This is a genomic window from Pseudomonas sp. MWU16-30322 (assembly GCF_020515535.1).
GTDB classification, from domain to species: domain Bacteria; phylum Pseudomonadota; class Gammaproteobacteria; order Pseudomonadales; family Pseudomonadaceae; genus Aquipseudomonas; species Aquipseudomonas fluorescens_H.
Genome location: NZ_JAIWYL010000005.1, coordinates 118313 through 143912, shown reverse-complemented (window position 1 = coordinate 143912; position 25600 = coordinate 118313). Strand labels below are relative to the sequence as shown.

At 58.8% G+C, this 25600-nt stretch carries 28 protein-coding genes; 17 read left to right on the top strand and 11 right to left on the bottom strand.

All coding sequences use genetic code 11. From position 1 onward, the window contains the following. Window positions 1–5 precede the first annotated feature (5 nt). From LCH64_RS11670 to LCH64_RS11650, 5 genes are read left to right on the top strand one after another with little or no spacing between them, the layout of a single operon-like run. Complete coding sequence (locus LCH64_RS11670) at window positions 6–713, top strand: hypothetical protein (RefSeq protein WP_226500335.1); 708 nt, start codon at window positions 6–8, stop codon at window positions 711–713. Next, on the top strand, window positions 710–1633 hold the full coding sequence (locus tag LCH64_RS11665) for a hypothetical protein (RefSeq protein ID WP_226500334.1): 924 nt from the start codon (window positions 710–712) through the stop codon (window positions 1631–1633). The genes LCH64_RS11670 and LCH64_RS11665 overlap by 4 nt, the downstream gene beginning before the upstream one ends. Beyond that, window positions 1630–2172 carry a DNA-binding protein gene (locus tag LCH64_RS11660; RefSeq protein WP_226500333.1) on the top strand — a complete coding sequence of 181 codons (543 nt, stop codon included), beginning with the start codon at window positions 1630–1632 and terminating at the stop codon, window positions 2170–2172. Before LCH64_RS11665 ends, LCH64_RS11660 begins: the two co-directional genes overlap by 4 nt. Further along, window positions 2169–2873 (top strand): hypothetical protein, encoded by a 705-nt coding sequence (locus LCH64_RS11655; protein ID WP_226500332.1) that lies wholly within the window; start codon window positions 2169–2171, stop codon window positions 2871–2873. Before LCH64_RS11660 ends, LCH64_RS11655 begins: the two co-directional genes overlap by 4 nt. Beyond that, window positions 2846–3823, top strand: a complete 978-nt coding sequence (locus LCH64_RS11650) for a hypothetical protein (protein ID WP_226500331.1) — start codon at window positions 2846–2848, stop codon at window positions 3821–3823. The genes LCH64_RS11655 and LCH64_RS11650 overlap by 28 nt, the downstream gene beginning before the upstream one ends. 813 nt (window positions 3824–4636) lie before the next feature. Here LCH64_RS11650 and LCH64_RS11645 read toward each other — a convergent pair. Beyond that, window positions 4637–4933, bottom strand: a complete 297-nt coding sequence (locus LCH64_RS11645; protein WP_226500330.1) for a hypothetical protein — start codon at window positions 4931–4933, stop codon at window positions 4637–4639. Between the two features lie 10 nt (window positions 4934–4943). Next, entirely contained in the window at window positions 4944–5195 is a 252-nt protein-coding gene (locus LCH64_RS11640; protein ID WP_346269175.1) for a hypothetical protein, read from the bottom strand. A gap of 572 nt (window positions 5196–5767) precedes the next feature. Here LCH64_RS11640 and LCH64_RS11635 point away from each other — a divergent pair. Continuing rightward, complete coding sequence (locus tag LCH64_RS11635; RefSeq protein WP_226500329.1) at window positions 5768–6463, top strand: hypothetical protein; 696 nt, start codon at window positions 5768–5770, stop codon at window positions 6461–6463. Between the two features lie 941 nt (window positions 6464–7404). Then, entirely contained in the window at window positions 7405–7725 is a 321-nt protein-coding gene (locus LCH64_RS11630) for a YbjQ family protein (protein WP_027613311.1), read from the top strand. Between the two features lie 64 nt (window positions 7726–7789). On the opposite strand, the gene LCH64_RS11625 is transcribed toward LCH64_RS11630, so the two are convergent. After that, complete coding sequence (locus LCH64_RS11625) at window positions 7790–8068, bottom strand: hypothetical protein (RefSeq protein ID WP_064586734.1); 279 nt, start codon at window positions 8066–8068, stop codon at window positions 7790–7792. 238 nt (window positions 8069–8306) lie between these two features. Between LCH64_RS11625 and LCH64_RS11620 the strand changes: the two genes are divergently transcribed. The 5 genes from LCH64_RS11620 (at window position 8307) to LCH64_RS11600 (ending at window position 11194) form a co-directional block, all read left to right on the top strand. Further along, window positions 8307–8495: a hypothetical protein gene (locus tag LCH64_RS11620; RefSeq protein WP_103521257.1), complete on the top strand. Its 189-nt coding sequence runs from the start codon at window positions 8307–8309 to the stop codon at window positions 8493–8495. A gap of 325 nt (window positions 8496–8820) precedes the next feature. Further along, complete coding sequence (locus tag LCH64_RS11615; protein ID WP_045122356.1) at window positions 8821–9189, top strand: hypothetical protein; 369 nt, start codon at window positions 8821–8823, stop codon at window positions 9187–9189. A gap of 135 nt (window positions 9190–9324) precedes the next feature. After that, window positions 9325–9750, top strand: a complete 426-nt coding sequence (locus tag LCH64_RS11610) for a YMGG-like glycine zipper-containing protein (RefSeq protein WP_103485841.1) — start codon at window positions 9325–9327, stop codon at window positions 9748–9750. A gap of 122 nt (window positions 9751–9872) precedes the next feature. Next, window positions 9873–10040: a hypothetical protein gene (locus tag LCH64_RS11605; protein ID WP_003223252.1), complete on the top strand. Its 168-nt coding sequence runs from the start codon at window positions 9873–9875 to the stop codon at window positions 10038–10040. Between the two features lie 458 nt (window positions 10041–10498). Then, a complete protein-coding gene (locus tag LCH64_RS11600; RefSeq protein WP_003223254.1) occupies window positions 10499–11194 on the top strand; it encodes an HAD-IA family hydrolase in 696 nt (231 codons plus the stop codon). A gap of 78 nt (window positions 11195–11272) precedes the next feature. On the opposite strand, the gene LCH64_RS11595 is transcribed toward LCH64_RS11600, so the two are convergent. After that, window positions 11273–12019 carry a 3-oxoacyl-ACP reductase family protein gene (locus LCH64_RS11595; protein ID WP_003223256.1) on the bottom strand — a complete coding sequence of 249 codons (747 nt, stop codon included), beginning with the start codon at window positions 12017–12019 and terminating at the stop codon, window positions 11273–11275. 126 nt (window positions 12020–12145) lie between these two features. On the opposite strand from LCH64_RS11595, the gene LCH64_RS11590 reads away from it, so the two are divergent. Then, window positions 12146–13072, top strand: a complete 927-nt coding sequence (locus LCH64_RS11590) for a LysR family transcriptional regulator (RefSeq protein ID WP_226500328.1) — start codon at window positions 12146–12148, stop codon at window positions 13070–13072. A 129-nt stretch (window positions 13073–13201) separates the two neighbouring features. Here the strand turns inward: LCH64_RS11590 and LCH64_RS11585 are convergent, their stop codons facing one another. The 3 genes from LCH64_RS11585 to LCH64_RS11575 all read right to left on the bottom strand — a co-directional run bounded on the left by LCH64_RS11585 (window position 13202) and on the right by LCH64_RS11575 (window position 16835). Beyond that, window positions 13202–13930, bottom strand: coding sequence for an aspartate/glutamate racemase family protein (locus LCH64_RS11585; RefSeq protein WP_047292982.1), 729 nt, complete (start codon window positions 13928–13930; stop codon window positions 13202–13204). 53 nt (window positions 13931–13983) lie between these two features. Then, the gene (locus tag LCH64_RS11580) at window positions 13984–15522 is read right to left on the bottom strand and encodes an NCS1 family nucleobase:cation symporter-1 (RefSeq protein WP_226500327.1); all 1539 of its coding nucleotides are present in this window, start codon (window positions 15520–15522) and stop codon (window positions 13984–13986) included. A gap of 578 nt (window positions 15523–16100) precedes the next feature. Beyond that, entirely contained in the window at window positions 16101–16835 is a 735-nt protein-coding gene (locus LCH64_RS11575) for a phosphoadenylyl-sulfate reductase (RefSeq protein ID WP_003223260.1), read from the bottom strand. Window positions 16836–16998: 163 nt separating this feature from the next. Here LCH64_RS11575 and thrH point away from each other — a divergent pair, with 163 nt between their 5' ends. After that, window positions 16999–17616, top strand: a complete 618-nt coding sequence (thrH, locus tag LCH64_RS11570; protein ID WP_003223261.1) for a bifunctional phosphoserine phosphatase/homoserine phosphotransferase ThrH — start codon at window positions 16999–17001, stop codon at window positions 17614–17616. Window positions 17617–17725: 109 nt separating this feature from the next. On the opposite strand, the gene pabB is transcribed toward thrH, so the two are convergent. From pabB to LCH64_RS11550, 4 genes are all read right to left on the bottom strand, one after another. Continuing rightward, window positions 17726–19069 carry an aminodeoxychorismate synthase component I gene (gene pabB, locus LCH64_RS11565; protein ID WP_226500326.1) on the bottom strand — a complete coding sequence of 448 codons (1344 nt, stop codon included), beginning with the start codon at window positions 19067–19069 and terminating at the stop codon, window positions 17726–17728. A 215-nt stretch (window positions 19070–19284) separates the two neighbouring features. Further along, on the bottom strand, window positions 19285–20271 hold the full coding sequence (locus LCH64_RS11560; RefSeq protein WP_226500325.1) for an alpha-L-glutamate ligase-like protein: 987 nt from the start codon (window positions 20269–20271) through the stop codon (window positions 19285–19287). Continuing rightward, window positions 20271–21806 carry an inactive transglutaminase family protein gene (locus LCH64_RS11555; protein ID WP_226500324.1) on the bottom strand — a complete coding sequence of 512 codons (1536 nt, stop codon included), beginning with the start codon at window positions 21804–21806 and terminating at the stop codon, window positions 20271–20273. The genes LCH64_RS11560 and LCH64_RS11555 overlap by 1 nt, the downstream gene beginning before the upstream one ends. Window positions 21807–21811: 5 nt before the next feature. Further along, window positions 21812–22348, bottom strand: a complete 537-nt coding sequence (locus LCH64_RS11550; RefSeq protein ID WP_226500323.1) for an ATP-dependent zinc protease — start codon at window positions 22346–22348, stop codon at window positions 21812–21814. 289 nt (window positions 22349–22637) lie between these two features. Between LCH64_RS11550 and LCH64_RS11545 the strand changes: the two genes are divergently transcribed. From LCH64_RS11545 to prpC, 3 genes are all read left to right on the top strand, one after another. Further along, window positions 22638–23360, top strand: a complete 723-nt coding sequence (locus tag LCH64_RS11545) for a GntR family transcriptional regulator (RefSeq protein WP_174377155.1) — start codon at window positions 22638–22640, stop codon at window positions 23358–23360. Then, the gene (prpB, locus tag LCH64_RS11540; RefSeq protein WP_226500322.1) at window positions 23357–24250 is read left to right on the top strand and encodes a methylisocitrate lyase; all 894 of its coding nucleotides are present in this window, start codon (window positions 23357–23359) and stop codon (window positions 24248–24250) included. Before LCH64_RS11545 ends, prpB begins: the two co-directional genes overlap by 4 nt. A 136-nt stretch (window positions 24251–24386) precedes the next feature. After that, the gene (gene prpC / locus LCH64_RS11535; RefSeq protein ID WP_003223270.1) at window positions 24387–25514 is read left to right on the top strand and encodes a 2-methylcitrate synthase; all 1128 of its coding nucleotides are present in this window, start codon (window positions 24387–24389) and stop codon (window positions 25512–25514) included. The last annotated feature ends 86 nt before the right edge of the window (window positions 25515–25600 follow it).

Genomic DNA, 25600 nt, shown 5'->3' with positions numbered 1-25600 from the left:
CGAGCATGACCGAAAAACTCGTGTATCAAACCAACCACCTGGGCATCCTCGTCGGTGCAGTGAAGGCGGACGAATCGCCGCTGGAACCGGGCGTGTACATGATCCCCGGCGGCTGCGTGGAAACCGCGCCGCCGCCGATCCCCGAACACAAAGCCGCGTGGTGGAACGGCAGCGCCTGGCAGCTTGTGGACTACTTCGGCGGCGTCGTGGTGTACAGCACCGCGACCGGCGAGCCGCGCACGCTCGAAGGTTTCGAACCGGTGCCGGCGGGGCACACCATGAATAAGCCTGGGCCGAATCAGATCTGGAAGAACGGCGGATGGGTCGATGACATTGATGCCGTGCTGGCTGCGCTGCGGGACAAAAAGCTGCAGATGATCGGGGCCGACTGCGCCGAGTACGTCGCCGGCGGATTCAACTCCAGCGCCTTGGGCGACGTGCACCGCTACAGCAGCGCCATCGATGACCAGGTTAACCTGAACGCCCAGGTGTTGCTGGGACTCGATGACGTTTACCCGTGTACCGGCGTCGACCAGGAGCTGGCTTTCCGGCCTCACACTATCGCCCAGTTGCAGAAGGTCAGTCATGACCTGGTGCGCTTTCGCCAGGCTGCCCAGCAGTGCGCGGAATCGTTGCGTCAGGCTGTGGATAAAGCGCTGAAAGACAAGAACCTCAAGGCCATGAAAGCCATCACCTGGACGCCGCCGGCATGAATTGGGCACCGGTGACGATGCAATGGCCGGAGCAGGCCACGCAATGGATGGGCGGACTGTCCGCCGCCAAGGATCTGGCCACCGGCGAGCTGACCAGCACCGCGCAACGGCTGGCCGGTCTGGACGGGCTGACCAACACCAACCCGGGGCCAGTCGCGGATGCCGCGAAAGGCGGCATTGAAGCCGGTCGGGCGGCGTTGGCCGATCAACTGGGCCAGGTGCCGGCGTGCCTGGTGGTGACGCCGTTTCAAAGTGGTATCGGCCAGGGCCAAGGCTATCAACGTTTCCTGTCGGCGCCGAACGTGCTGGAACACCTCGCCAGAAAGCTGGAGGACGCGACCGACAACGGGCGTCCGGCGGGGCCGCAATATGCCTTGTCGATCCTATTCCTGGGCACGCGCCTGGAACAGTTGGCCAGCGGCCTGTCCCGATTCAATGCATTGCTGCCGATTCCCGACCTGGTGCGCACGGAGCGGCGCGCCCAGCACTTGATGAAACTTGAGAGCGACAAGTGGGAGATTCCCGGCGCCGGCCCGCTCCCGCGCTGGCAAGCGCTGCCGCTGGAACGCTGCACGGTGGTGAGGGCCGCGAAACAGTCCATGGCCGGCCAGTTGGCCGTGCTGGAGGGCTACGCCGCCGATAGCTCGCCGCTGGGCGATCTGGCAGCGCTGGCCGCTCGCAAAGTCGCCCAGCAAAAGGGCCGGGATCAACAACTGGCTGACCTGAAAAATCTGCTGGCCGAGGGCAATCCGGATGTCAGCATCCGCGCACGCCTGATCGGCCCGGGTAACTCCAGCGAGCTGCGCCAGGAGTTGCTGAGCGGTGACGCGCCGGGTCATGAATGGGTGCAGTGCGCGGGAATGCTGTTGGTCGGCACCAAGGAAGGGCTGAGTTTTGTACAGGAGCTGGTGGGCCTATGACGCTGTTACTCGACGGGCAGAAAGTCCAGGGGAAGAACCTCAAAGTCACAGCCAACCTGCGAATTGAAAGCGGCGACATGTCCGGGCAGACCAGCAACACCGACAAGGCGCACAAGGGCTTCAAGCCCAAGACGCTGGCCGTGTCGTTGATGATCCCCTTCGTCGATCGGGAGCAGTTGACTGACCTGATGCGCATGGCCGAAGCCACGGCAAGCGGTGGCCAGCTCCATTTGTACCGCGTGGTGAATGACACCGCCGAGGCCTTCGGCGTGCGTCAGGTGGAGTTCTCCGAAGGTGTCAGCGCCCGGGAGGCGGACACCCTGAAAGCCTGGCTGGTGCAATTCACCCTCAGCGAGCGCGAATCGAACCCGGAAAAGGTCGAGGGACGACGCGCCGGCAACAAGGTTGACGCCCAGGGCGCCCCGGGCAGCGGGGTCGGGGAGGGCGGCGGCTCCGGCTCCGGCGACAATCCGGAATTGAGCGGATTTGAAAAGGTGCTGGGCCGTGTGGACAAGTGGCTGGGGAGTGAGCAGAAGTGAAGCTGCACAAAGTTCTGTCGATCAATGGCACGCCGGTTCCCTTGGTCAAAGAAGACGTTCGCCTGGACGCCACCAGTCCAGGGCGCGCGAATTTTACGGTGCAGTCTGCCGAGCCGCTGAAAGGACTGGTGACGCTGGATATCGGCTACAACGATCGGACGCTGCAGCGCCATTTCATCGGCTACGTCGAGCGTTGCACCGCCGCTAACGCGGTGGAGCAGGTGCTGTTCTGCCGCGAGCTGGCCGCTGTGCTAGCCAACCCCTTGCCGCTGAATCTGCGTCACGTTGACCTGCGCGCCGTACTGGCCGCTATCAGTGAGCAGACCGGCCTGCGTTTTCGTGTTCCGGATCAACCCTATGCCGGCATGAAAACACCGTATTTCTACAGCCTCGGCGCCGGCTACCAGGCGATGGACAGTCTGGCCCGCGTGTTCAGCATTCCGGACTTCACCTGGCACCAGCTGGGCAACGGCGAAGTGTTCGCCGGCAGTTGGGCCGACAGTTTTTTTGGCGCCCGGGCGCCGCTGCAAATCCCCACGGAGCTGTTCGACGGCTACCAAGGCAACCAGAGCGCAATGGTCGCGGCCCTTCCGGGGCTACGACCAGGTGCAACGATCAACGCCGGCGAGCGCGTCACCAGTTTGGCGCTCGCCAATGACCAGATGGCTATCCGATGGAAGACGCAATCCGCCGCGCTGTAGAGCGCCAGTTTCCCGAACTCACTGGCGGTTATCACCTGCCACGATTCGCCCAGGTCACAGCCGTGGCCGATGCGCCGACGGACGCCGGACTTTGCGACGACTTCCGTCCGCGCTACGCGGTGGACATTGTTGTTCTCGGCCCTGACGACGCGCCAGATCCGGCCATGCCACCGCTGACCGGTGTACCGCTGCCGCTGCCCACCGGTGGCGAGGAAATGGGCTTTTACGCCTTTCCGGAGGAAGGGACGCGGGTTGTGGTGTGCTTCGCCTACGGTCTACCGAACAAGCCCTACATCCAATCGATTTTGCCTCACGGGCTGAGCATGCCGAAGGTGCCCAAAGGCGACCAGGTGTGGCAGCACAGCGGCACCACCCAGCAGCGGGTCGACGCGGACGGCAACTGGTTACGCCAGACCGATGGCAAGATCCGGGATCAAGCGATCGAGCGCGAGATTGAAGCCCTGGACAATCGCGAGCAGTTCCAGAGCCACACGCAGGTCGTCGATGACCACTCGAACGAGACGGTGGGTGGTGTAAAAAAGATCGAGGCGCTGGGCGCGGTCAAATTGCTGTCGGGCGGGTCGGCCAGCCTGGCTGCAGTGGGCGACATGCATCAGGCTACGGGGCGGGATCTGAATTTGGTTGTGGGTCAGAAGCACAACGCCACGGTAGGCGGTGATATGCAGGAGCGAATCGAGGGCATGCGTGAAAGCGTCGCCGGCATTGCTCAGCGAATGAAGGCGCCGAAAAGCTGGATCGGGTCTGATGTGGTGAATCTATTTCAGATCGTTTGCGAAACTCTCACATTGCTGCAAGAGCTGAACACACAGCTTTCAACGCACACTCATTTACCAGGCCCAGCGCCGAGTCCGAGTGATGCAACGATCTTCATCGAGAGGGCTAAAAAAATCGCAGCGCTAAACTTAAAGTTGACCCCAATTACTCTATAAAAAGAGTAACGCCGCTGTTATCACTCATTATTTAGAGTGAAAACCAAGCAAGAATCCTTGCATGGCTCTGTGGATAACCTTGGCCGGCCAGACCAACTATCGCCCGGGCAAGAAATATACTTCCCGCAGGCCACTACCGTTCGTCGGATCGTTGTACACCTCTAGAGGAATACAACTCGCATATTGACAGAGTCGGCTGTATTACATCGTATCTACCAACGTATTTGCGCCGGCCACCGCAAACCCGCTAACTGTCGAGGTTTCGCCAATTTGTGGTGAAGTGGCCGGCCAAAAAACGTCTTACGGCCGGCGGAGAATGCAGAAAGGCCGGGCGTGTGCCCAGCCTTTCCACGATAGCGACAAGTGGTTTTCTAGCCCCAATCCTGTGATAGATTGATTCCAGTACTCGACGCCCTACAGCTTTTGAAGCTCGCAACTCGAAAGGTTAGGGCGTACCAATGTGGCAGTCAACCATACGGTTCATGATTTACCGTTAAAACTTGCGCTTATAGGTGTATTAATTCTGGTTGGAATTTAATTAATTATCCTTCGGTGTAATCGGTTACTGCATCTCTGAGTGCGAACAAAGCTGCTTTCTCGTGCTGAGAAAGTTTGAGATTTTACTTTCGAGGTTTATAAACATGCATCGATTGCTTGCTCGCTTCATTCCAGAAGAGTTAATCCGGATTCTGCAAACGGCTTATTGGTCAATACGCTTGTATCGAATCTATCAACAGCTTGAATAATCATCGATTCGGCAGGGGCTTCGGCCCCTGTTTTGCTGTTGATTCTTCGGATTCACAGTGCTGATATTCATCCCTCACGGCACCACCAGGATTGCGCATAAGCGCATCCGTCGATTATCTCGATGCCAGAGATAACGAAACCCGTAACCGACATTCCTGCCAGCGAAGCGTCAACCAATGGTGGGAGCGGGTCGGGGTCTAGCGGCATGCCCACCTCGGCGCGTGCATGGTTAGACGCTCTGCCCATTACGTCACACATCGTTGAATTGACCATGACGTTGCACCTGATCGCGGGGTACTGACGGCGCTCTTTCGGTGTGAGCGGTACACCGCGCAAACGCAACGGCGTGACCAGCATATGCATGTGGTGACCTCTACTCGTCTGTCTTGATGTCGTGCAGTGATTCGATGGCGAAGGCCAGCGCGGCGTCTGCTAGCTCCAGGAAGTCGCATAACTCGCCATCGTCTATGACCCGTTCCTGGTGCAACTGGTGGGCCTGCCTGAGCAGCGCCTTGTGATGCGTCCCCGGCTTACTCAGCAGTGCTTCTTTATCCAGCAACAGTCCTTGCCAGTTGCCCATGAGCGATGCCCGATCGGCAATGCCGCCCGCAAAATCTCGATTCATCGCACCACCCGCGCTTATTGGAATACTGTATGCGCATACAGCTTATCAAGCGAAAGTCTCTGCTGCAGCAGCTCGCGACTGACGGTCAGCAACTCAGCCCCGACGGCCCCAGGTCGGTGGGTTTGTTGGTGTTGGCGTAGCCCTGGAAAAACTTCTGGCACGAAGAAAAAATCTCGCGAGAAATCACTTATCCCCCTCCCGCCGACGAGCTTTGTGTCCCTTTTTTTTGTAATACCGAAGGTGATGCAAACGGGCTTGCGACATAAGCAGGGTCTACGCTTTCGTAGGCTCACCACCTTTTCATCCTGTGCAACGATTTGCAGGAAAATGCAGCGCCGTGACTCGACGGGGTGCAGAATGACCAGCAGACACGCGCGATGCGCGGCGCTGGTTTCATTGAGCAAAAACCTTGAAAACCAGAATTTTCAGGGCTTTTTCAAAAACGATGACATGGTGTGAAGGCAAAATTGGTGATTTGCGGTTGCGGGCTAGAAGTCCTGAAAGCCACGAAAGACAAGGGCTGCACCCAATTCTTTGATTTTCACATGAATGAATAAAATGGATCTGGGTTTATGGACAACATTGCTCCGGCACTTATCGCGTTTACTTCAGCAGTTCTGGTGGGATTTTTTGGACATTTTTTCGTCGAGGATTACCGTCGATTTAGAGATAGCAAGGCTATTGCAGCGGCCTTGGCTGGTGAACTGGGTTCAATAATGTCGTCGCTTTCGAATCTGCAAATATCTCTTGAGGGGATGAGTGCATTACTGGCGAGGAATGCATTGCTGGAGAAGACGGAGCCGTTGGAATTGCATGAAATGCCCAACCAACCCAGTCCGATTTTCGAGGCAAACGCCGAAAAAATCGGTTTGCTAGGGACTAAACTTGCTCGAGGCGTTGCGTACACCTACGACCAGATAAGAACCTTCAGAACTTTGTTCCAATTGATTTCCAAGCATCACACGGAGCGTTCAACCCAATGGAGCCTCGATTTGGTAAACGCCTGTAGGAAGCTCATCGACGAGGACAACCAGTCGAAGGCAGCAGTCCTTGTAGAAGACCTAGACAATCACTCTGAAGCCTCCTACCCGAGGTCGAACCCTATCGGGGTGGCGTCGATCACCTGCATAACACTATTGAGTCTGATTTTTCTGTTTGGAGCCGCGTACAGTTTACTAAATGGTGCAGCTAATCCCCGTCCAACATCCGTCCAATTCACGCAGTTCTGTATTCAGCACATATACACAGATACATTCTGGAACCACTGATATTGCTGGGTTCTCCCAACAAACAGGGTAGTCTGACTCGGGCTCATAATCCCTTGGTCCACGGTTCAAGTCCGTTGCTCGACCAGCATTGTTGGCCCGGTCATGAAAAGATGAGCGCGTATCATTGATGCGCGCGCTGGAATACATCGAACACCTCACGCATCGAACTCCCGGGTAAAGCATCTTCTCTTGGCATTGGTACTGGCTCCATTTGAAAGAAACCAGCATAGCAGCGAGAGTGCTCCAGGTTGGACCCGAAAGCGGTTGCTTGGGATTTGCCGTACGGATATTTTCAAACGTGGGGTGGGAAAAGGGTAATTTTGGTAAGCGAGGGATGAAAGTGGACTACAGCCCTTATGGTGCTTGGCTTTCAGTCATTACCTCAAAGGGTAATTTTAGGTAAGGGTGAGGGTAATATTTTCTGAAGTGCCCGATTTTACTGGGATTGAGGGCTATCAGGGATTACCCATGGGAAAGGTAATTTTCTAACCTCATACTTACTAAATTATTACCTCTGCGGAATTCTCTCAAGGCCCCGACTTTCAAGGCTTCCAAAGGTCCCCTCATGCTGCATTACCAAAATTACCTTTTTCCCGTGGGTCAACATGAAACGTCGATATAGCCTTCGCAACCCTGTTCTGTAACCTGGTGTGCAAAACCCATGGGACTGGCATGGGACTGAGATTCAAAATCTCGCTCCTCTGCAGCCCTTATAAACCGGGGGGGCATGTTAAAAAAAACGCAAACGGGTAGTTTCGAATCTCTCCTTCACCGCCAAATTCAATACGCAAAACCCCTGATTTCGAAAGAGATCAGGGGTTTTGTGGTTTCTGGCATCTGGATTTTAATCCGTCACGGAAGACATGCGTGCAAGTGCTCAGCCTGATTTGCCATAGCGCATTACAATTACCGCTTTATCCGTAAAAAAAAGGACTGTTCCCATGATCATCTCCACCACTCACGCCATCGAAGGCCGACAGATCACCGCTTACCTGGACATTGTCAGCGCGGAGTCGGTGCAGGGTGTCAATGTGATTCGTGACATGTTTGCCGGCATGCGCGATTTTTTCGGTGGGCGGTCGCAGACGCTGGAGCGTGCATTGAAAGAGGCGCGGGTTCAGGCGACTGACGAGATCAAGGAGCGGGCGCGGGCGTTGCAGGCGGATGCGGTGGTCGGGCTGGATTTCGAGATCAGCATGCCAGCGGGCAAGGGCGGTATGGTTGTCGTGTTCGCGACGGGCACGGCGGTCAAGTTGCGTTGATGCAGTAGCTGGTTTAAGCGAGCCCATTCAGATGATGAATGGGCTTTTTGCTTTTTGCCTTCGGTCAGCCCTGTGGCTTGAGGATGACAAGCCCATGGGCGTCATAGGTCAGCGGCGTATCGATCGCTACCAGCGGCGGGGTGCCGGTGGAGGGCGTCGGATCGGCGGGCTGACTCGGGTGGTAGATGACGCCAGGGGTCAGAATCGGTTTGTCCGGGTAGGTGATGGTGATGTCGCCTGAAGCGAGCTTTTCCTTGAATTTTTCACCGGCGGCTTTGCCGGCAGCGATTTGTTCGTCCGTGAGTTTTACGACCGGCATTTCCGGGAATCCGTTGATTTTCATGTTCTCTCCTTGAGATTCATTTGTAGGCAAGAGGGCAACGGCCTGTCGCCGGGAATCTTTAGCGCTATGAGACCGATGGCTCGTTCCGGTGTTGAAAGGATGTAGGCCATTCGTCGGGCATCAGTCGATCTGAATCACAAGTCCAGTAATGACCGACTAGTCTCAAAAGTCTTGGAGGTCGATATTTTTTCAGGCAAAAGGCTTTGCCGGTATCGATCTATTACGAAGGGGAGAGGCTATGACTGATCCGTATATCGAAGACGATGGTGCCGAATTTTCATTCAACAACTGCGTCCGCTGCGGCCAGACGGAGTATCAGGCGGGTTTTGGCGAGGATCCGGTTCAGACCGGCAAGATCAAGTCCACTGCGCCCAAGGGGCCGAAAGCCAAGTTTCTTCCGAAGGTCTCGGCACGATCGAGAAAGTGATAGATGACAGAACGACCCCGTCTATGAACGGGGTTTTTTATGCCCGATGTTTATGTAGGGAAATCTCCTACAAGCGACGGGGTAAATTCTGAATTTTTTCACAAACTTTTCACGTCCACAGACGTAGGGTGAAGCCATCCGTTAGAAAGCAAGTCTCCAGCCCGTCTCCCCAGCGGGCTTTTTTTTGCCTGCGATAAAACCTTTTGCAAAATCGCTGTCCAATCGGCGCCAAGTGCGCGGCGGCAGCTGAATTCTCTGGACTTCAGCGCGTCGGCAGCTTTCAATCTCGGCCCCTTTTGATCTCCCTATTTTTGAGGTTTTTTTCATGCGTCTAACATTGCCTGCTCTGGTTCTGGGGCTTCTGGTTGCTCAAGGTGCGGTCGCCGGTGAAGGCACTGCTGCACTCGGCGGCGGACTGGGTGGCGCGCTGGGTAATGTGGTCGGCCAGAAAATGGGCGGCAGCACGGGCGCAGCGATTGGTGCCGGCGTTGCAGGCGCGGCCGGCAGTGCCATGGCAGCCGGCAAGGGCAGCCGGACCAAAGCAGCTATCGGCGGTGGTGTTGGCGCGGCCGGTGGTTCGGTGATCGGCAACAGCCTGGGCGGCAGAAATGGCGCGACCATTGGCGCAGGCCTTGGTGGCGCTGCAGGTGGTGCGGTGGGCACCAACCTGTCCAAAGGTCACAAGCGCCACTGATACCGAGCGCTTGTCAGAAAAAGCCCGGCTCGATGCCGGGCTTTTTCATGGCTGAACGTTTTCCCGGAAAACCTCTCAAAGTTGACACGAGCCCCTGTGGGCATACCGTCCCGATTCGGGAACTGTGAGGTTCAAATGCGTTTGTCATTGTCTGCACTGTTTTTCGGATTACTGGTCGCTCAAGGCGCGATGGCCGCCGGCGATGGTAGCGCCGCCGTCGGTGGCGGACTGGGCGGTGTGCTCGGGAATGTGGTCGGTGGCCAGCTCGGCGGCAGCACCGGTGCGGCGGTCGGCGCAGGTGTAGGCGGCGCGGCGGGTGGCGCGGTCGGAGCAAATAAACACAATCGCACTGAAGCCGCCATCGGCGGTGGCCTCGGCGCAGCCGGCGGCTCAGTGGTCGGCAACAGCTTGGGCGGCTCCACCGGTTCCGCCATTGGTGCCGGATTGGGCGGCGCGGCCGGTGGAGCGGTGGGTAACAATCTGGGGGGCGACGGCGGGAAGGGGCATTCCGGCGGTGGTCACAAGCACAACAAGTACAAACATAAAAACCGCCACCATTGATTGAATACCGAAAACAAACCCGGCCTCGCGCCGGGTTTTTCGTGTCTGGCGGCCGGACTCTGGAACGATTGGCTGTAGGACTTTTCGAACGTTATACAACCCACAAGCTGCAGAGGTTTGCCATGACTCCCGAAACAGAAGGCAAGGAAGAAAAAGGCCCGAGCGGTCTGCCGTTTATCAATGATCCGGGGAACGAGGATCCGGGGTCGTTGATGGATGATGCGACGGTACCGTTGAATGATGCGGATGAAGCGGATATGGAGTATGAAGAGGATGAGGATGAGCAATAAGTTGTCTTGATAGTCGAGCGCGATAACGCACTGAATTTCAATATCCGGGGCCTGTACTTCAGTCCCTTTGATTCGGATCGGTTTGCTCGCGAGGTCAAGGTCGATAAAACAGTCCTACTGATTCTGATGGGAAGTGAATGGCGCACCCTACGCCGTACAGTTCATATTGAATTTCATCCGTTATTTCACCGCAGCGTTCGATTTCTTGCTCCGCCAAAGTCTTAAAATTCCGCGTGAAAGAGCTTCGCGGACTTTGCGGGGAATCAAATGGAAAGAAGTCGGGAAAGTAGGCGTTTTCTGTAGGTGATTTCGCTAAATATCAGTGACTCATCCTCGGGCGTAAACATTGCCCGTTGCTCAATGTCCACTGGCCTCGCTATGCTGCTGAACCCATTAATCAGATCCGCGCAGCGGCGCCGACTGCGCCGCCCGGGATGTTTTTGATAACGGATCCGATGATGAATGCACCGATGAAGGCGTTTGGCCCGATCAAGGCCGTGATTTTCGACATGGACGGTCTGCTGCTGGACACCGAAGGCATCTACACCGAGGTTACGTCCCTCATCGCCGAACGTTACGGGCGGACTTTCGACTGGAGCATCAAACAGAACATCATCGGTCGCGGGGCCAATGATCTGGCGAACTACGTGGTGCAGGCGCTGGATCTGCCGATCAGCGCCGAAGAGTTTCTGGTGATCCGCGAGCCACTGATGCGTGAGCGCTTCCCCAAGGCCCAGGCGATGCCGGGCGCGGAGGAGCTGATTCGCCACCTCAAGGCGCATAACATTCCAATTGCCGTGGGCACCAGTTCGTCGCGGCAGTCGTTCGGCCAGAAAACCACCTTGCACCGTGACTGGTTTGCGCTGTTCGATTTCATCGTCACGGCGGATGACCCGGAAGTCGGCGCGGCGAAACCGGCGCCGGACATCTTCCTCACCGCTGCCCGGCGTCTGGGTGTCGCACCTGAGGATTGTCTGGTGTTCGAGGATTCGCCGTTTGGCGTCACAGCAGCCAAAGCGGCGGGGATGACCGCCATTGCGATTCCGGATGCAGCCATGGCCGATGAAAAATACGCGCATGCCGACGGGATTCTGCGCACGCTCAAGGCGTTCACCCCGAGTGCCTGCGGTTTGCCGGCGCTGGATTGGGCTTGATCAGCCAATAAGCACGCATGAAAAACGCCGCCCTCTGCAAAGAGGCGCGGCGTTTTTTGTACCCGGGATTCAGCGCAATCAGGCGCCAAAACCACCGTCGATGGTCAGGCTGGCACCGGTGATGTAACCGGCTTCCGGGCCTACCAGATAAGCGACGAAACCGGCGATTTCATCGGCGGTGCCGTAACGGCCCACCGCCATCAGCGGGATCAGGCTCTCGGCGAATTCGCCATGGGCCGGGTTCATGTCAGTGTCGACCGGGCCGGGCTGCACGTTGTTGATGGTGATACCGCGCGGGCCGAGGTCGCGGGCCAGGCCTTTGGTCAGACCGACCAGGGCCGATTTGCTCATTGCATACACACCGCCACCGCCGAAGGGCATGCGGTCGGCGTTGGTGCTGCCGATGTTGACGATGCGCGAGCCTTCGCCCATGTGTTTGGCGGCTTCCTGAGACGCGATGAACACGCTGCGAACGTTGATCGCCAGGGTCTGGTCGAAGTCTTCCAGTTTGAAATCTTCCAGCGGTGCGATGGCCAGGACGCCGGCGTTGTTCACCAGAATATCCAGGCGGCCAAAGGCTTCGACGGTGGCGCTGACGGCGTTGCGGATAGCGGCTTCATCGGCGCTGTCGGCCTTGATCGCCAAAGCTTTGCCGCCGGTGGCGGTGATGCTGTTCTGCAACTCTTCGGCCTTGGCGGTGGAGCTGACGTAGGTGAAAGCGACGGCGGCGCCTTCAGCAGCCAGACGTTTGACGATGGCGGCGCCGATACCGCGGGAACCGCCTTGAATCAGAGCGACTTTGCCGCTGAGGTGTTGAGTGGTCATGTTCGATCTCCAGGAAATTCAAGGCAGGGTGCCTTGTTGTTGGAGCCGAGTATCGGCCTCGCATCGACAACCGTGTAGACCATGATTGCTATAGTCTGTGTAAACCAGAAGTTTATAGTGGCGATCATGGAAACTTTCAGCAGTATCGAATGCTTCGTGCGCAGCGCCGAAGTCGGCAGCTTTGCCGAAGCCGCCCGGCGTTTGAGCCTGACCCCGGCCGCCGTCGGCAAGAGTGTGGCGAAGCTCGAGGGACGGCTCGGTGTACGGCTGTTCCAGCGTAGTACACGCAGCCTTACGCTGACCGAGGCCGGCCAGCTATTTTTGAGTCAGGTCAGCGGCAGTCTGACGACGATTCAGAATGCGGTGGCCAATCTTTCTAGTGTGGAAGGACTGCCGGCGGGGACGTTGAAAGTCAGCATGGGCACGGTATTCGGGCGTTTGTATGTTGTGCCGCTGCTGCAAGAGTTTCTTCGTCGGTTTCCGGCGATCAACCCGGACTGGCATTTTGATAACCGTCAGGTCGATTTGATTGGGCAGGGTTTCGATGCAGCGATTGGCGGGGGATTTGAGTTGCCTCAAGGCGTCGTCGCACGCAAATTGACACCCGCGCATCGCGTGTTGGTGGCGTCTGCGGACTATCTGCAACAGCACGAGGCGATCGCTGAGCCGGATGACCTGCAACATCACGATGGCATCCTGATTCGTTCGCCGCAAACCGGTCGAGTACGCTCCTGGCAGTTGATCAGTGGCGGCAGTCAGCTCTGTCAGCCCTTGATCCTCAAGACGCGCATGACCATGAGTGACTCCGAAGCCGCCTGCGCCACGGCAGCGCAGGGGTTGGGGATTGCACTGGTGAGCATGCCGTTTGCTGTGGGTTATCTCGAGGCGGGCACCTTGCAGCGCGTGCTGCCGGACTGGTACATCGATGACGGCAACATTTCGATCTATTACGCCGAGCATAAATTGTTGCCGGGCAAGACTCGGGCGTTTGTCGATTTTGTGATTGAGCAATTTGCGCAGCAGGGGTTGGCTCGGCGGTTCAGTGCTTTCTGAGCAAGACGTGGCACCGAGTTGACCCATTCGCGAGCAAGCCCGCTCCCACATTGGATTTGTGAACGCCACAGATCCAATGTGGGAGCGGGCTTGCTCGCGAAGGATACGACTCGGTATTCGTCTGTGAACTCAGCGAGCAAACCGCTCCGCCCAGCCAATAATCTGCTTCGGCCGTGGTGTCGCGTAAGTCCGTACCTTGGACGTCGACAACCCCAACCGCACCAGCGATTCAGCAATGGTCACCGCTGCCGTCACCCCATCCACCACCGGCACCCCGGTGCGGCGACGAATCTGTTCATCCAGCCCGGCCATGCCGCCGCAGCCCAGACAAATCACTTCGGCCTTGTCCTGGGTCACCGCCAGTTCCGCCTGCTGCACGATGGCTTCCAGTGCGCGCTGCGGTTCATGTTCCAGCTCCAGCACCGCCAGGCCACTGGCTCGCACCGACGCGCAGCGATCCCACAGGCCCGACAACTTCAGCCGATCCTCGATCAGCGGCACGGTGCGATCCAGCGTGGTCACCACCGAATAGGCGTGGCCAAGAAACATCGCGGTGCTGGCGGCGGCGTCGGTGATGTCCACCACTGGCACGTTGAGCAATTCCTGCAAACCTTCGCGGCCGTGTTCGCCGTAACCGGCCTGAATCACCGCGTCGAACGGTTGATCGTAGGACATCACCCGATCCATCACGGCGATGGCCGCCAGATAACTTTCGAAATTGCCTTCCACCGAATCGGCGCCGAAGAACGGCGTCAGGCCGACGATTTCCGTACCCGGGGCAGCGACCGCTTGCGCCGAGCGGGCGATGGCCTGGGTGATAGATTCGGTGGTGTTGACGTTGACCACAAGAATACGCATGGGAAGTCCTTATTGCGGGCAGTTCAGCGGCCCAAATCCGGGCCGCAAGGAAGTTAATGGCTGACGTTGTCGACGGCGATCGATTCGCCGCTGACGTCGGCGTAGTGCGGCTGACGTTTGGCGATGATCAGGTAGAGCATCGCGGCAATGCCGGCGCCCACCAGCCAGGAGAACGGCGAGATGCTGTGGAAGCCCGGCACCAGCGCCAGGACGATGGCGATCAACGCTGCCGGAATGAACGCCGCCACGGCACGGAAATTCACTCCACGGCTGTAGTAATAAGCGCCGTTGGGATCTTCGCTGTACAACTGCGGGACGTTGATCCGGCCTCTGCGGATCAACCAGTAGTCGACCATGATCACCCCGTACAACGGGCCGAGCAGGGCGCCGAGGCCGGAGAGGAAATACACGATCACCAGCGGGCTGTTGTAGAGGTTCCACGGCAGGATCAGCACGGCGATGGTCGCGCTGATCAGCCCGGCGCGGCGGAAGGTCAGGTACTTCGGCGCCAGGTTGCTGAGGACGAACGCCGGGGCGACGAAGTTGGCCATGATGTTCACCGCCACGGTGACGATCAGGAACGCCAGGCAACCCAGTACCAGGAAAAACGTGTTGGGGATCGAAGCGATGATTTCGGTCGGGCTTTCGATGATTCGCCCGTTGATCTGAAATTGCGCACCGCAGAGCAGGACGGTGATGGTGGCGAACACCAGAATGTTCACCGGCAGGCCCCAGAAGTTGCCGATCTTGATGGTTTTGCGGCACGGCGAGGAGCGGGCGAAGTCACAGAAATTGAGGATCAGCGTGCCGTAGATCGCCAGCCACAAGGCGCCGCCGGCAAAGATGTTGCGCCACATCTCGCCACCGCTCAGCGGTTCGCGGATCGACCAGGCAATCGTGGCGTTGGCCTGGGTGTACATCCACGCGGCGAGGGCGGCGACGGTCAGCAGAATCACCGGGCCGGCAAAAGCCTCGTAACGGCGAACCATTTCCATGCCGTAGGCGAGAATCGCCAGCTGCACGAACCATATCGCCACGAAACACACCCAGCCCAGCGACGACAGGCCGAGGATCGAGTTGTGGTCGTAATCGGCGAAACCGGGGTGAATCGCTGTCAGCAGCACGCGAAACACCACCGACGCCAGATACGTCTGAATCCCGAACCAGGCAATGGCGATCACCGCCCGGATCAATGCCGGAATCTGCGCGCCGTGGATGCCGAAACTGATCCGGCTGATCACCGGAAACGGCACACCGGTTTTCTGCCCCATGTAGCCGGACAGGTTCATGAAGAAGTACACCAGCGCCGCGCCGATCCCCAGCGACAGCAGAATCTGCCAGCCCCCCAGGCCCAGCGCGTACAGACCGATGGCGAACGAGTAGTTGGCGATGTTGTGCACATCGTTGGTCCACAGGGCAAAAATGCTGTACTTGCCCCAACGCCGACCTTCGGCCTTGGTCGGCGCCAGATCGCGGTTGTGCAGACGGGGGCTCAGTTGTAACGGTTCAGTCAGACCATCGTGGGGCAATGGCTGGTCGAGGGCAGAGGCGGGCAGATTCAGCGCGATGTTGTTGGAGAGACTTGTACGCATTCCGGCAGGCTCCTGATGGGCGGGGCCGCGATGACTGTGCATGAGCGCTCAGGCTCGACAAATCTTCGTCGCGGCCAGCAGACATCACTGGTTACGGGGCATCTGCAGCCTGTACGGGATAGGGCGCTTCAGGCTTGCGGATCGAAAGTGTGGATTGATGTTTTGCAGTTTTGTATACAAAACATGTATGCACTAAAGCCAGATCTGTGCCAGTTAGCGGTCTATGGAGCGCCGTGCTCATTTCGAAAAGTTATCGATGAATGCTAAGTGCTTGAAAGTAAGCGGTTATAAATTGACCAATTGAACAGCTATTTATTTTTTACGGGGGATTTTGCGGAGGAGGTAAAGCAGAGGGGCGTTCAGCAGGGATGTAACTTTTCAGGGCGCGAAAACAAAAAGTGCACACATAAATGGCACCGATGGTGACATTCGTGTGTACACATTTTGGAATGTTTCACAAAGCACTGTAGGAGTGAGCCTGCTCGCGATAGCGGTGTATCAGTCTAGGAATTTCTTGGCTGACACACCGCTATCGCGAGCAGGCTCACTCCTACAGAGGAGACATCATTGGCGGAGATTTACGCCTTGCTGATGATATTCCCTGCATGCAGGCCGCACTCTTTCTGCGTCGCCTCTTCCCACCACCAGCGGCCTTCGCGCTCATGCTGGTTTGGCAGGACCGGACGAGTGCACGGTTCGCAACCGATGCTGATGAAGCCGCGTTCATGCAGGCTGTTGTACGGCAGCTCAAGCATGCGGATGTAGCCCCAGATCTCTTCGCTGGTCATCTGTGCCAGCGGGTTGAATTTGTACAGGGTGCGCTCGGGCGTGGAGAACGCGGTGTCGATTTCCAGCACCGCCACGGCGCTGCGGGTACCCGGGCTCTGGTCGCGGCGCTGGCCGGTGGCCCACGCTTTGACGCCGGACAGTTTGCGGCGCAGTGGTTCGATCTTGCGGATGCCGCAGCATTCGCCATGGCCATCTTTATAGAAACTGAACAGGCCTTTTTCCTTCACGAACGGTTCCAGCTTTGTGTAGTCCGGCGACACCAGTTCGATATCGATCTTGTAGTGCTCACGCACCTGATCGATGAAACGGTAGGTCTCCGGGTGCAGGCGGCCGGTGTCGAGGCTGAACACCTTGACGTTCTTGTTCAGCTTCCAGGCCATGTCCACCAGCACCACATCCTCGGCGCCACTGAAAGATATCCACAACTCGTCACCGAACTCGGCGAAGGCGAGTTTCAGGATGTCCTGGGCGGATTTGTTGGCATAGGTCGTGGCGAGTTCCACGACATCGAACGTTGGGCTCATCAGGGCGGCTTCCTACAGGTCGGTGGCGCTGGGCGCTCTATATGGCGGCGATGTTAACAAAAAGCGGCGGGGTAGAGTGTGCCTGCTGCGTTGCGTGGTCGCGGGGGAGTCGCTAGAGTTCGGGCTCGCTCGACTCAATAATCACTACAAACGGGAGTGTCTTGTGGAAATTGCTTGCCTGGATCTTGAAGGGGTACTGGTACCGGAAATCTGGATCGCCTTTGCCGAAAAAACCGGAATCGAATCCCTCAAGGCCACCACCCGGGACATTCCCGATTACGACGTGTTGATGAAGCAGCGTCTGCGCATCCTCGACGAGCATGGCCTGAAGCTTTCGGACATTCAGGAAGTGATCGCCACCCTCAAGCCGCTGGACGGCGCGGTGGAATTCGTTGACTGGCTGCGCGAGCGCTTCCAGGTGGTGATTCTCTCGGACACTTTCTACGAATTTTCCCAGCCGCTGATGCGTCAACTGGGTTTCCCGACCTTGCTTTGCCATCGCCTGATCACTGACGACAGCGGCCGGGTCACCAGCTATCAATTGCGTCAGAAAGATCCCAAGCGTCAGTCGGTGCTGGCGTTCAAGAGCCTGTATTACCGAGTGATTGCGGCGGGCGATTCGTATAACGATACGAGCATGCTGGGCGAGGCGGATGCGGGGATTCTGTTCCATGCGCCGGACAACGTGATTCGCGAGTTCCCGCAGTTTCCGGCGGTGCACAGCTTTGCCGAGCTGAAGCAGGAATTCCTCAAGGCCTCGAACCGGGATTTGAGTTTGTAATTACAACATTGTGGCGAGGGAGCTTGCTCCCGCTCGGCTGCGCAGCAGTCGTAAGATTTTGGGGAGCGCTTCGCACTCCAGCGGGAGCAAGCTCCCTCGCCACAAAAACTTATAGGTTTTGCAGGGTGTCGAGCAGAACTTTGACCTTGGTAATCGACTCCTGATACTCCGCCTGCCAGTCCGAATCGGCGACAATCCCTCCGCCACCCCAGCAGCACACCTGCCCATCCTTGACCAACAGACTGCGAATCGCGATGGAGCTGTCCATCTCGCCGCGTACGTCCAGATAAAGCAACGAGCCGCAATACAACCCGCGCCGGGTCGGTTCCAGTTCGTCGATGATCTGCATCGCGCGAATCTTCGGTGCGCCGGTGATCGAGCCACCGGGGAAGCTGCCGGCGATCAGATCCAGTGCGTCGCGATCCTCGGCCAGTTCACCGGTCACGCTGCTGACCAGGTGATGCACATTCGGATAGCTTTCCAGACTGAACAGCTCCGGCACCCGCACCGAGCCGATGCGACAAGTGCGGCCGAGGTCGTTGCGCAGCAGATCGACGATCATCAGGTTTTCCGCGCGATCCTTGGGGCTGGCCAGCAGTTCGGCGGCGTTGGCCGCGTCTTCGGCGGGCGTCAGGCCACGCGAGCGGGTGCCCTTGATCGGGCGGGTTTCCACTTGTCGTTGGCTGACTTTGACGAAACGCTCCGGCGACAAACTCAACACCGCGTCGCCGTCTGGCAGGCTCTGGAAGCCGGAAAACGGCGTCGGGCAGGCCTCGCGCAACGCGCAATAGGCCAGCCACGGGTCGCCTTGACACGGCGCACGGAAACGCTGGGCGAAGTTGACCTGATAGCAGTCGCCGGCCTGAATGTATTGATGAATGCGTTCCAGCGCCTGGCGATAGTCATCGGCCGACAGGTCGGCGGTCATCGGCGTGTTCAGCTTGAACGGCGTCAGCGTCGCTGAGGTCGGCTGGCTGAACAGCGCGATCAGCCGTTGCCGTTCGCTGGCGGCCAGTGACGGGTGAAATACCAGTTGGCTGGTGGCGGTCTGGTGATCGCTGATCAGCGCCCAGTCGTACAGACCGAACCGCGCGTCGGGCAATTGCAGATCATCCCGAGCCTGGCTCGGCAGGTGTTCCAGATGCCGACCGAAGTCGTAGCTCAGATAGCCGATCAGGCCGCCGGCGAACGGCAGTTCATATTCCGCAGGCAGTTGCGCTTCGCCCAGACGGCTCAGATTATCCCGCAGGCGTTGCAGGAACAGGCTGCCGCTTTCGTCGGGCAACACCGCCAGTTGCGCCAGCGGCCAGGCGCTGAGCAGGTCATAACGGCCACGGTCGGCACTCGGCCGGCCGCTGTCGAGCAGCACGGCGCCGGGCGCATGGCGGATGGCCGCGAAGTAGTCGGCGGGGTTGGCGCGGTAGGGCAGCGGGTGTAGGGAACAGGTCAACATGGGCGGGGCAGATCGGCCATCGAGGCGGGGTGGGGATTGTAGTCCTCTGGGGGGATTGCTCCTAGAGGGGATGTCGGGGATGAGCAGATTGGGGGCAGGGTTGAGTCTTGTGGTGGCGGTAAGTCCGCTATCGCGAGCAGGCTCACTCCTACAATTTGGAATGCGTTCCCCTGTAGGAGTGAGCCTGCTCGCGATGGCCGCGCCTCGGTGCCTGATCAGCCCTCGACCGCCGGGATATGCCCAAACATTTCCTGAGTAAACGCCACCCGTTCCTCGACCGACTCGGTCACACCTAGCGCCTTCAGCGCTTCCAGATGCGCCTCGACCGCGTGCGTACGCTGGGTCAGCCCGCAATCGTTGGCAATCTGGATATTCAGCCCCGGTCGCGCATTCAGCTCGAGAATCAGCGGGCCTTTTTCCTGGTCCAGTACCATGTCCACGCCGATGTAACCCAGCCCGCACAGCTCATAACAGCCGGCGGCGAGTTTCATGAAACCGTCCCAGTAGGGCAGTTGCACGCCGTCCACCGCGTTGGTGGTGTCGGGGTGTTTGTTGATGATGTTGTTCAGCCAGGTACCGCGCAGGGTCAGGCCGGTGGCCAGATCGACACCGACACCGATGGCGCCCTGGTGCAGGTTGGCCTTGCCGCCGGACTGACGGGTCGGCAGGCGCAGCATGGCCATCACCGGGTAGCCCATCAGCACGATGATGCGGATGTCCGGCACGCCTTCGTAGCTGATGCTCTTGAAGATCTGATCCGGGGTCACCCGGTATTCGATCAGTGCGCGGTCACGGTGACCGCCCAGCGAATACAGGCCGGTGAGGATGCTCGAGATGTGGTGCTCGAGTTCTTCGTGGGCGAGGATCTTGCCCGAGACCGTGCGATAGCGGCCCTCGAAGCGGTCGGCGATGACGATGATGCCGTCACCGCCGGCGCCCTGGGCGGGCTTGATCACGAAGTCGTTGTGCCCGCCGATGATCGCGTCGAGCTTGTCGATTTCCTTCTCCGTGGAGATCACGCCGTACAGCTCCGGCACGTGAATGCCGGCAGCGATAGCGCGTTCCTTGGTGATGATCTTGTCATCGACGATCGGGTACAGACTGCGCTTGTTGTACTTGAGCACGTAGTCGGCGTTACGCCGATTGATGCCCATGATGCCTCGGGCTTCCAGCGCCTTCCAGGTCTTCCAGAAACCGAACATCAGGCGTCAGCCTTCTTCAGGAAAGCCTTGAAACGCACGAGTTCGGTCAGGCGATAACCGCGATAGCGACCCATCGCCAGCATGAAACCCACCAGAATCAGCAGGATCGCCGGGAAAGTGAACACGAAGTACACCAGCTCCGGCACGGTCATGATCAGGTGCGCCAGCGAGGCGGCGAACAGGGTGCCAATCGCCACTTTCAGGGCATGGCTGGCGCCGCGTTCTTCCCAGGTGATCGACAGGCGTTCGATGGTCATGGTCAGAATCACCATCGGGAACAGCGCCACCGACAGACCGCGCTCCAGACCAAGCTTGTGGCTGAACAGACTGATGGCGGCAATCAGCACCACCACGAAGGTCAACACCACCGACAGACGCGGCAGCATTTGCAGCTTCAGGTGTTCCAGGTACGAACGTAATGACAGGCCCAGCGCGGTGATCACGGTAAACAGCAGGATGCCGAAGCCCAATTGCGTTTCGCGGAAGGCCAGGGCGATCAGCACCGGGGTGAACGTGCCGAGGGTCTGCAGGCCGATCAGGTTACGCAGGATCAGGATCACCAGCACGCCGATCGGGATCATCACCATGATCATGAACGTCTGCTGGGTCTGCAGCGGCAGGCCATACAGCGAGTATTCGAGGAAGTTGGCGTCAGTGTTTTCGTCGGTCAGCTTGGCCAGACGAATCGCGTTCATCTCGCTGTTGTTCAGGCTGAAGGTCACGTTGGCTTTCTTCGCGCCCTCGATGGTGATCAGGTTTTCATCACCGGTCCACCACAGCAGGCGGTCGGTCGGCAGGCCTTGTTCGCCGGTTTCCGGGTTGAAGTACAGCCAGTCGTTGCCGTTGAAGCTGCGCAGCCACAGTTCCGGGGTTTGCGGTTGATCGGCGACGAGGCGGATGGTGTGGACTTTTTCCACCGGCACATGAGCGATGGACAGCAGCAGCTCGACGATTTTCGCTTTGTGCGCGGTCGACGGGTCGCCGGCCAGCAGCAGTTTGACGTTGTCATCGTTGGCGTTGTTGACGCGTTTGATCGCCTCGCCGATGAAGGTTTCGACGTCGGCCGAGTGCTGGCGGATCGGCGCGAGCAAGGCTTCGGCGGCGATTTTTTCCGGGCCTTCGATGGCGATGCTGTCGCGGAAGGTCGGGCCTTTGATCTTGGATTTTTCCGCGGTGTAGCGCTTGGTCAGCACCAGACGGTAATAAAGGGTCTGGTTGCCCTTGGCCCGGCGCGCCGACCAGGTGACCTTGCGGTTGCCGTCGACGCGGTTGACCGCCACGCCGTAATTATTGGAGATAAAGCTTTCGTTGAGGCTGACGTAATCGCGGCTCAGGGGCGGCACGAACATCTGGACCTTCACCGGATCCTTGGTACTGGCGACGAACTCGACTTTGGCGTCGATGTTCCACAGGTCGTCGGTGGCGTCTTCGGTCACCGGAATGCCGAGCACGAAAATCTGATAGGCCGTAACCGAAACGCCCAGGAGCACCAGAATGGTGATCAGGATTTTCAGGTGGAAGGTTAGAGAACGCATGGAAATTACTCGGCGGTATGAGCGGCGATGGTGCAGGCGGGTTTGCCGGCAGCGTATTTAAGACTGGGGTCGACCAGCGCATCGAAGCGTTTCAGCGCTTCGGAGCCGATCAAAAGCGGGTATTGGAACGCACTACGGTCGGTCAGGTTCACTTCGATGCTGCGCAGCGCCGTGCCCATGCAGATATCCAGTTCGATCACCGGGCGGGCCGTGTATTGCTTGCCTTCTTCCGGGTCGTAGTCGCCGGCGCGGCGCTTGATCTTGCTGACGCGGGCCAGCGGCCGCTCGATCGGGTGCGAATGCGCAGCGTCGATCGCCAGGTAGAAACGCACCCAGGACTCGCCGTTACGTTTGAAGCGCTTGATGTCGCGGGCACTCAGCGAGGCGGTCTTGGCGCCGGTGTCGAGTTTGGCCGCGACTTCCAGATTGATGCCGTCAAGCGCCGCATATTCGTTGAGGCCGTACACGGTTTTTTCCCCCGCCGCGGCGAGGCCGGGCAGGCAAAACAGCGCAAAAAATGTGGGGAAGGGCTTGAGTCTCATAAATCCTGGTGCGCAGCGTTCCGTTTTCGGTTCAGGTTCCTGGCAAAACTGCGCAAGCTCCTTCGTGTGCCTATCAGCTTTTTATGACAAGCCGTACAAAAGGCCAGCAAATGCGGGCGGCATTCTAGCACGGTGGTTTTATGGCGCCAGCGCCCGCACCGGTCTATAACCCTTGGGGTAGTCAGGGAGGCTTATTAGACGATTGTCGACAATGCGTATTTATCCTTTGACTGATGTGGGCGAATTGGCTAGTTTTTGCCGCATTGGATTTAAAGGTGTCGACAATATGCTGGATCAACTCGATCCCCCGGTCATCAGCGGCGACGATTCCGAGACACTCTCGGAAAACGTCTTCCGGCGCATCCAGGCGGCCATCGTCAAGGGCGAGATTGCCCCGGGCAGCAAGATCTCCGAGCCCGAGCTGGCGCGCACCTACGGCATCAGTCGCGGACCGTTGCGCGAAGCCATCCACCGACTCGAAGGCCAGCGTCTGCTGGTGCGCGTACCGCATGTCGGCGCGCGGGTGGTGTCGCTCAGTCACGCCGAATTGCTCGAACTCTACGAAATTCGCGAATCCCTTGAAGGCATGGCCTGTCGGCTGGCGGCCGAGCGCATGAGCGTCGAAGACATCGACGAATTGCGCCGGGTGCTGGAAACCCACGAGCGCGACGCCGCGTTCCAGGCCGGTGTCGGCTACTACCAGCAGGAAGGCGATTTCGACTTTCACTACCGAATCATTCAGGGCAGCGGCAACCGCACCCTGACCCAGATGCTCTGCGGCGAGCTGTACCAACTGGTGCGCATGTACCGCATCCAGTTTTCCACCACGCCGAACCGGCCGCGTCAGGCCTTCGCCGAACACCACCGGATTCTCGATGCCATCGCCGACCGTGACGGCGAACTCGCGGAATTGTTGATGCGCCGTCACATCGGCGCCTCGAAACGCAACATCGCCCGTCATTACCAGGACGGCGCCGACAATAAGACAGCCACTGAACGAGGTGAGTCATGAGTTCCAAGCAGAACACTCCAGGCCAGCGTTTCCGCGATGCGGTCGCCAGCGAGCATCCATTGCAGGTGGTCGGCGCGATCAACGCCAACCACGCGCTGCTGGCCAAGCGCGCCGGGTTCAAGGCGATCTACTTGTCCGGTGGCGGGGTGGCCGCAGGTTCCCTCGGCGTGCCGGACCTGGGCATCACCGGCCTGGATGACGTGCTGACCGACGTGCGGCGCATCACCGACGTCTGCGACTTGCCGCTGCTGGTGGACGTCGACACCGGTTTCGGCGCCTCGGCGTTCAACGTGGCGCGCACCGTGAAGTCGATGATCAAGTTCGGCGCCGCGGCGATTCACATCGAAGACCAGGTCGGCGCGAAGCGCTGCGGCCACCGTCCGAACAAGGAAATCGTCACCCAGCAGGAAATGGTCGACCGCATCAAGGCCGCGGTCGATGCCCGCACCGACGACAGCTTCGTGATCATGGCGCGGACTGACGCGCTGGCGGTTGAAGGTCTGGAATCGGCACTGGATCGCGCCGCGGCGTGCATCGAGGCCGGCGCCGACATGATCTTCCCGGAAGCCATCACTGAACTTGAGATGTACAAGCTGTTCGCCAACCGGGTCAAGGCGCCGATCCTCGCCAACATCACCGAGTTCGGCTCGACGCCGCTGTACACCACCGAGCAACTGGCCGCCGCCGACGTGTCGCTGGTGCTGTACCCGCTGTCGGCGTTCCGCGCAATGAACAAGGCTGCGGAAAACGTCTACACCGCGATCCGCCGCGACGGCACCCAGCAGAATGTCATCGACACCATGCAGACGCGCATGGAGCTTTACGATCGCATCGACTACCACACCTTCGAGCAGAAGCTCGATGCGTTGTTTGCACAGAAGAAAGGCTGAATTAAACCCTGTGGGAGCGGGCTTGCTCGCGAAGACGGACTGATATCCAACATTGATGTCGACTGATCCAGCGCTTTCGCGAGCAAGCCCGCTCCCACACGTTTCCCCTACAAATTCAAGAAAATTGGAGACAGCAATGGCCGAAGCAAAAGTACTCAGTGGCGCCGGGCTCCGGGGCCAGGTTGCCGGGCAAACCGCACTGTCCACCGTGGGCCAGGCCGGTGCCGGGCTGACCTATCGCGGCTACGACGTACGTGAACTGGCAGCAGACGCGCAGTTCGAAGAGGTGGCGTACCTGTTGCTGTACGGCGAACTGCCGACCCAGGCACAACTCGACGCTTACCAGCAAAAGCTGAGCAAGCTGCGCGACCTGCCGCAAGCACTGAAAGAAGTGCTCGAACGCATCCCCGCCGACGCCCATCCGATGGACGTGATGCGCACCGGTTGCTCGTTCCTCGGCAACCTCGAGCCGGAGAAAGACTTCTCCGAACAGCGCGACAAGACTGACCGTCTGCTGGCCGCATTCCCGGCGATCATGTGCTACTGGTATCGCTTCAGCCACGACGGCAAGCGCATCAACTGCGTCAGCGACGAGCCAACCATCGGCGGCCACTTCCTGCACTTATTGCACGACAAGAAGCCGAGCGAACTGCACGTCAAAGTGATGAACGTGTCGCTGATTCTTTACGCCGAACACGAATTCAACGCCTCGACCTTCACCGCGCGGGTTTGTGCATCGACCCTGTCCGACCTGTATTCCTGCGTCACGGCGGCCATCGGCTCGCTGCGCGGCCCGCTGCATGGCGGCGCCAACGAAGCGGCGATGGAAATGATCGAGCGCTTCTCGTCGCCGGAAGAGGCGATCAAAGGCACCCTCGGCATGCTCGAGCGCAAGGACAAGATCATGGGCTTCGGCCACGCGATCTATAAGGACAGCGATCCGCGTAACGAGGTGATCAAGGGCTGGTCGAAAAAGCTCGCTGACGAAGTCGGTGACAAGGTGTTGTTTCCGGTTTCCGAAGCCATCGACAAGACCATGTGGGAGCAGAAGAAACTGTTCCCCAATGCCGACTTCTACCATGCCTCGGCGTACCACTTCATGGGCATCCCGACCAAGCTGTTCACGCCGATCTTCGTCTGCTCGCGCCTGACCGGCTGGGCCGCGCATGTGTTCGAACAGCGCGCCAACAACCGCATCATCCGTCCAAGCGCCGAGTACATCGGCGTTGAGCAGCGCAAGTTCGTGCCAATCGAACGTCGCTGAATGGTGGACCTGCCACCCGGGTAACTGGATAAACCGGGAACCAATGTGGGAGCGGGCTTGCTCGCGAATGCGGTGTATCAGTCGAC

Bases quoted from the DNA above. Each gene is read 5' to 3' on its own strand.
- LCH64_RS11670 (WP_226500335.1), top strand. From the start codon at position 6: ATGACCGAAAAACTCGTGTATCAAACCAACCACCTGGGCATCCTCGTC.
- LCH64_RS11665 (WP_226500334.1), top strand. From the start codon at position 710: ATGAATTGGGCACCGGTGACGATGCAATGGCCGGAGCAGGCCACGCAA.
- LCH64_RS11660 (WP_226500333.1), top strand. From the start codon at position 1,630: ATGACGCTGTTACTCGACGGGCAGAAAGTCCAGGGGAAGAACCTCAAA.
- LCH64_RS11650 (WP_226500331.1), top strand. From the start codon at position 2,846: ATGGAAGACGCAATCCGCCGCGCTGTAGAGCGCCAGTTTCCCGAACTC.
- LCH64_RS11645 (WP_226500330.1), bottom strand. From the start codon at position 4,933: ATGCATATGCTGGTCACGCCGTTGCGTTTGCGCGGTGTACCGCTCACA.
- LCH64_RS11640 (WP_346269175.1), bottom strand. From the start codon at position 5,195: ATGAATCGAGATTTTGCGGGCGGCATTGCCGATCGGGCATCGCTCATG.
- LCH64_RS11635 (WP_226500329.1), top strand. From the start codon at position 5,768: ATGGACAACATTGCTCCGGCACTTATCGCGTTTACTTCAGCAGTTCTG.
- LCH64_RS11630 (WP_027613311.1), top strand. From the start codon at position 7,405: ATGATCATCTCCACCACTCACGCCATCGAAGGCCGACAGATCACCGCT.
- LCH64_RS11625 (WP_064586734.1), bottom strand. From the start codon at position 8,068: ATGAAAATCAACGGATTCCCGGAAATGCCGGTCGTAAAACTCACGGAC.
- LCH64_RS11620 (WP_103521257.1), top strand. From the start codon at position 8,307: ATGACTGATCCGTATATCGAAGACGATGGTGCCGAATTTTCATTCAAC.
- LCH64_RS11615 (WP_045122356.1), top strand. From the start codon at position 8,821: ATGCGTCTAACATTGCCTGCTCTGGTTCTGGGGCTTCTGGTTGCTCAA.
- LCH64_RS11610 (WP_103485841.1), top strand. From the start codon at position 9,325: ATGCGTTTGTCATTGTCTGCACTGTTTTTCGGATTACTGGTCGCTCAA.
- LCH64_RS11605 (WP_003223252.1), top strand. From the start codon at position 9,873: ATGACTCCCGAAACAGAAGGCAAGGAAGAAAAAGGCCCGAGCGGTCTG.
- LCH64_RS11600 (WP_003223254.1), top strand. From the start codon at position 10,499: ATGAATGCACCGATGAAGGCGTTTGGCCCGATCAAGGCCGTGATTTTC.
- LCH64_RS11595 (WP_003223256.1), bottom strand. From the start codon at position 12,019: ATGACCACTCAACACCTCAGCGGCAAAGTCGCTCTGATTCAAGGCGGT.
- LCH64_RS11590 (WP_226500328.1), top strand. From the start codon at position 12,146: ATGGAAACTTTCAGCAGTATCGAATGCTTCGTGCGCAGCGCCGAAGTC.
- LCH64_RS11585 (WP_047292982.1), bottom strand. From the start codon at position 13,930: ATGCGTATTCTTGTGGTCAACGTCAACACCACCGAATCTATCACCCAG.
- LCH64_RS11580 (WP_226500327.1), bottom strand. From the start codon at position 15,522: ATGCGTACAAGTCTCTCCAACAACATCGCGCTGAATCTGCCCGCCTCT.
- LCH64_RS11575 (WP_003223260.1), bottom strand. From the start codon at position 16,835: ATGAGCCCAACGTTCGATGTCGTGGAACTCGCCACGACCTATGCCAAC.
- pabB (WP_226500326.1), bottom strand. From the start codon at position 19,069: ATGTTGACCTGTTCCCTACACCCGCTGCCCTACCGCGCCAACCCCGCC.
- LCH64_RS11560 (WP_226500325.1), bottom strand. From the start codon at position 20,271: ATGTTCGGTTTCTGGAAGACCTGGAAGGCGCTGGAAGCCCGAGGCATC.
- LCH64_RS11555 (WP_226500324.1), bottom strand. From the start codon at position 21,806: ATGCGTTCTCTAACCTTCCACCTGAAAATCCTGATCACCATTCTGGTG.
- LCH64_RS11550 (WP_226500323.1), bottom strand. From the start codon at position 22,348: ATGAGACTCAAGCCCTTCCCCACATTTTTTGCGCTGTTTTGCCTGCCC.
- prpB (WP_226500322.1), top strand. From the start codon at position 23,357: ATGAGTTCCAAGCAGAACACTCCAGGCCAGCGTTTCCGCGATGCGGTC.
- prpC (WP_003223270.1), top strand. From the start codon at position 24,387: ATGGCCGAAGCAAAAGTACTCAGTGGCGCCGGGCTCCGGGGCCAGGTT.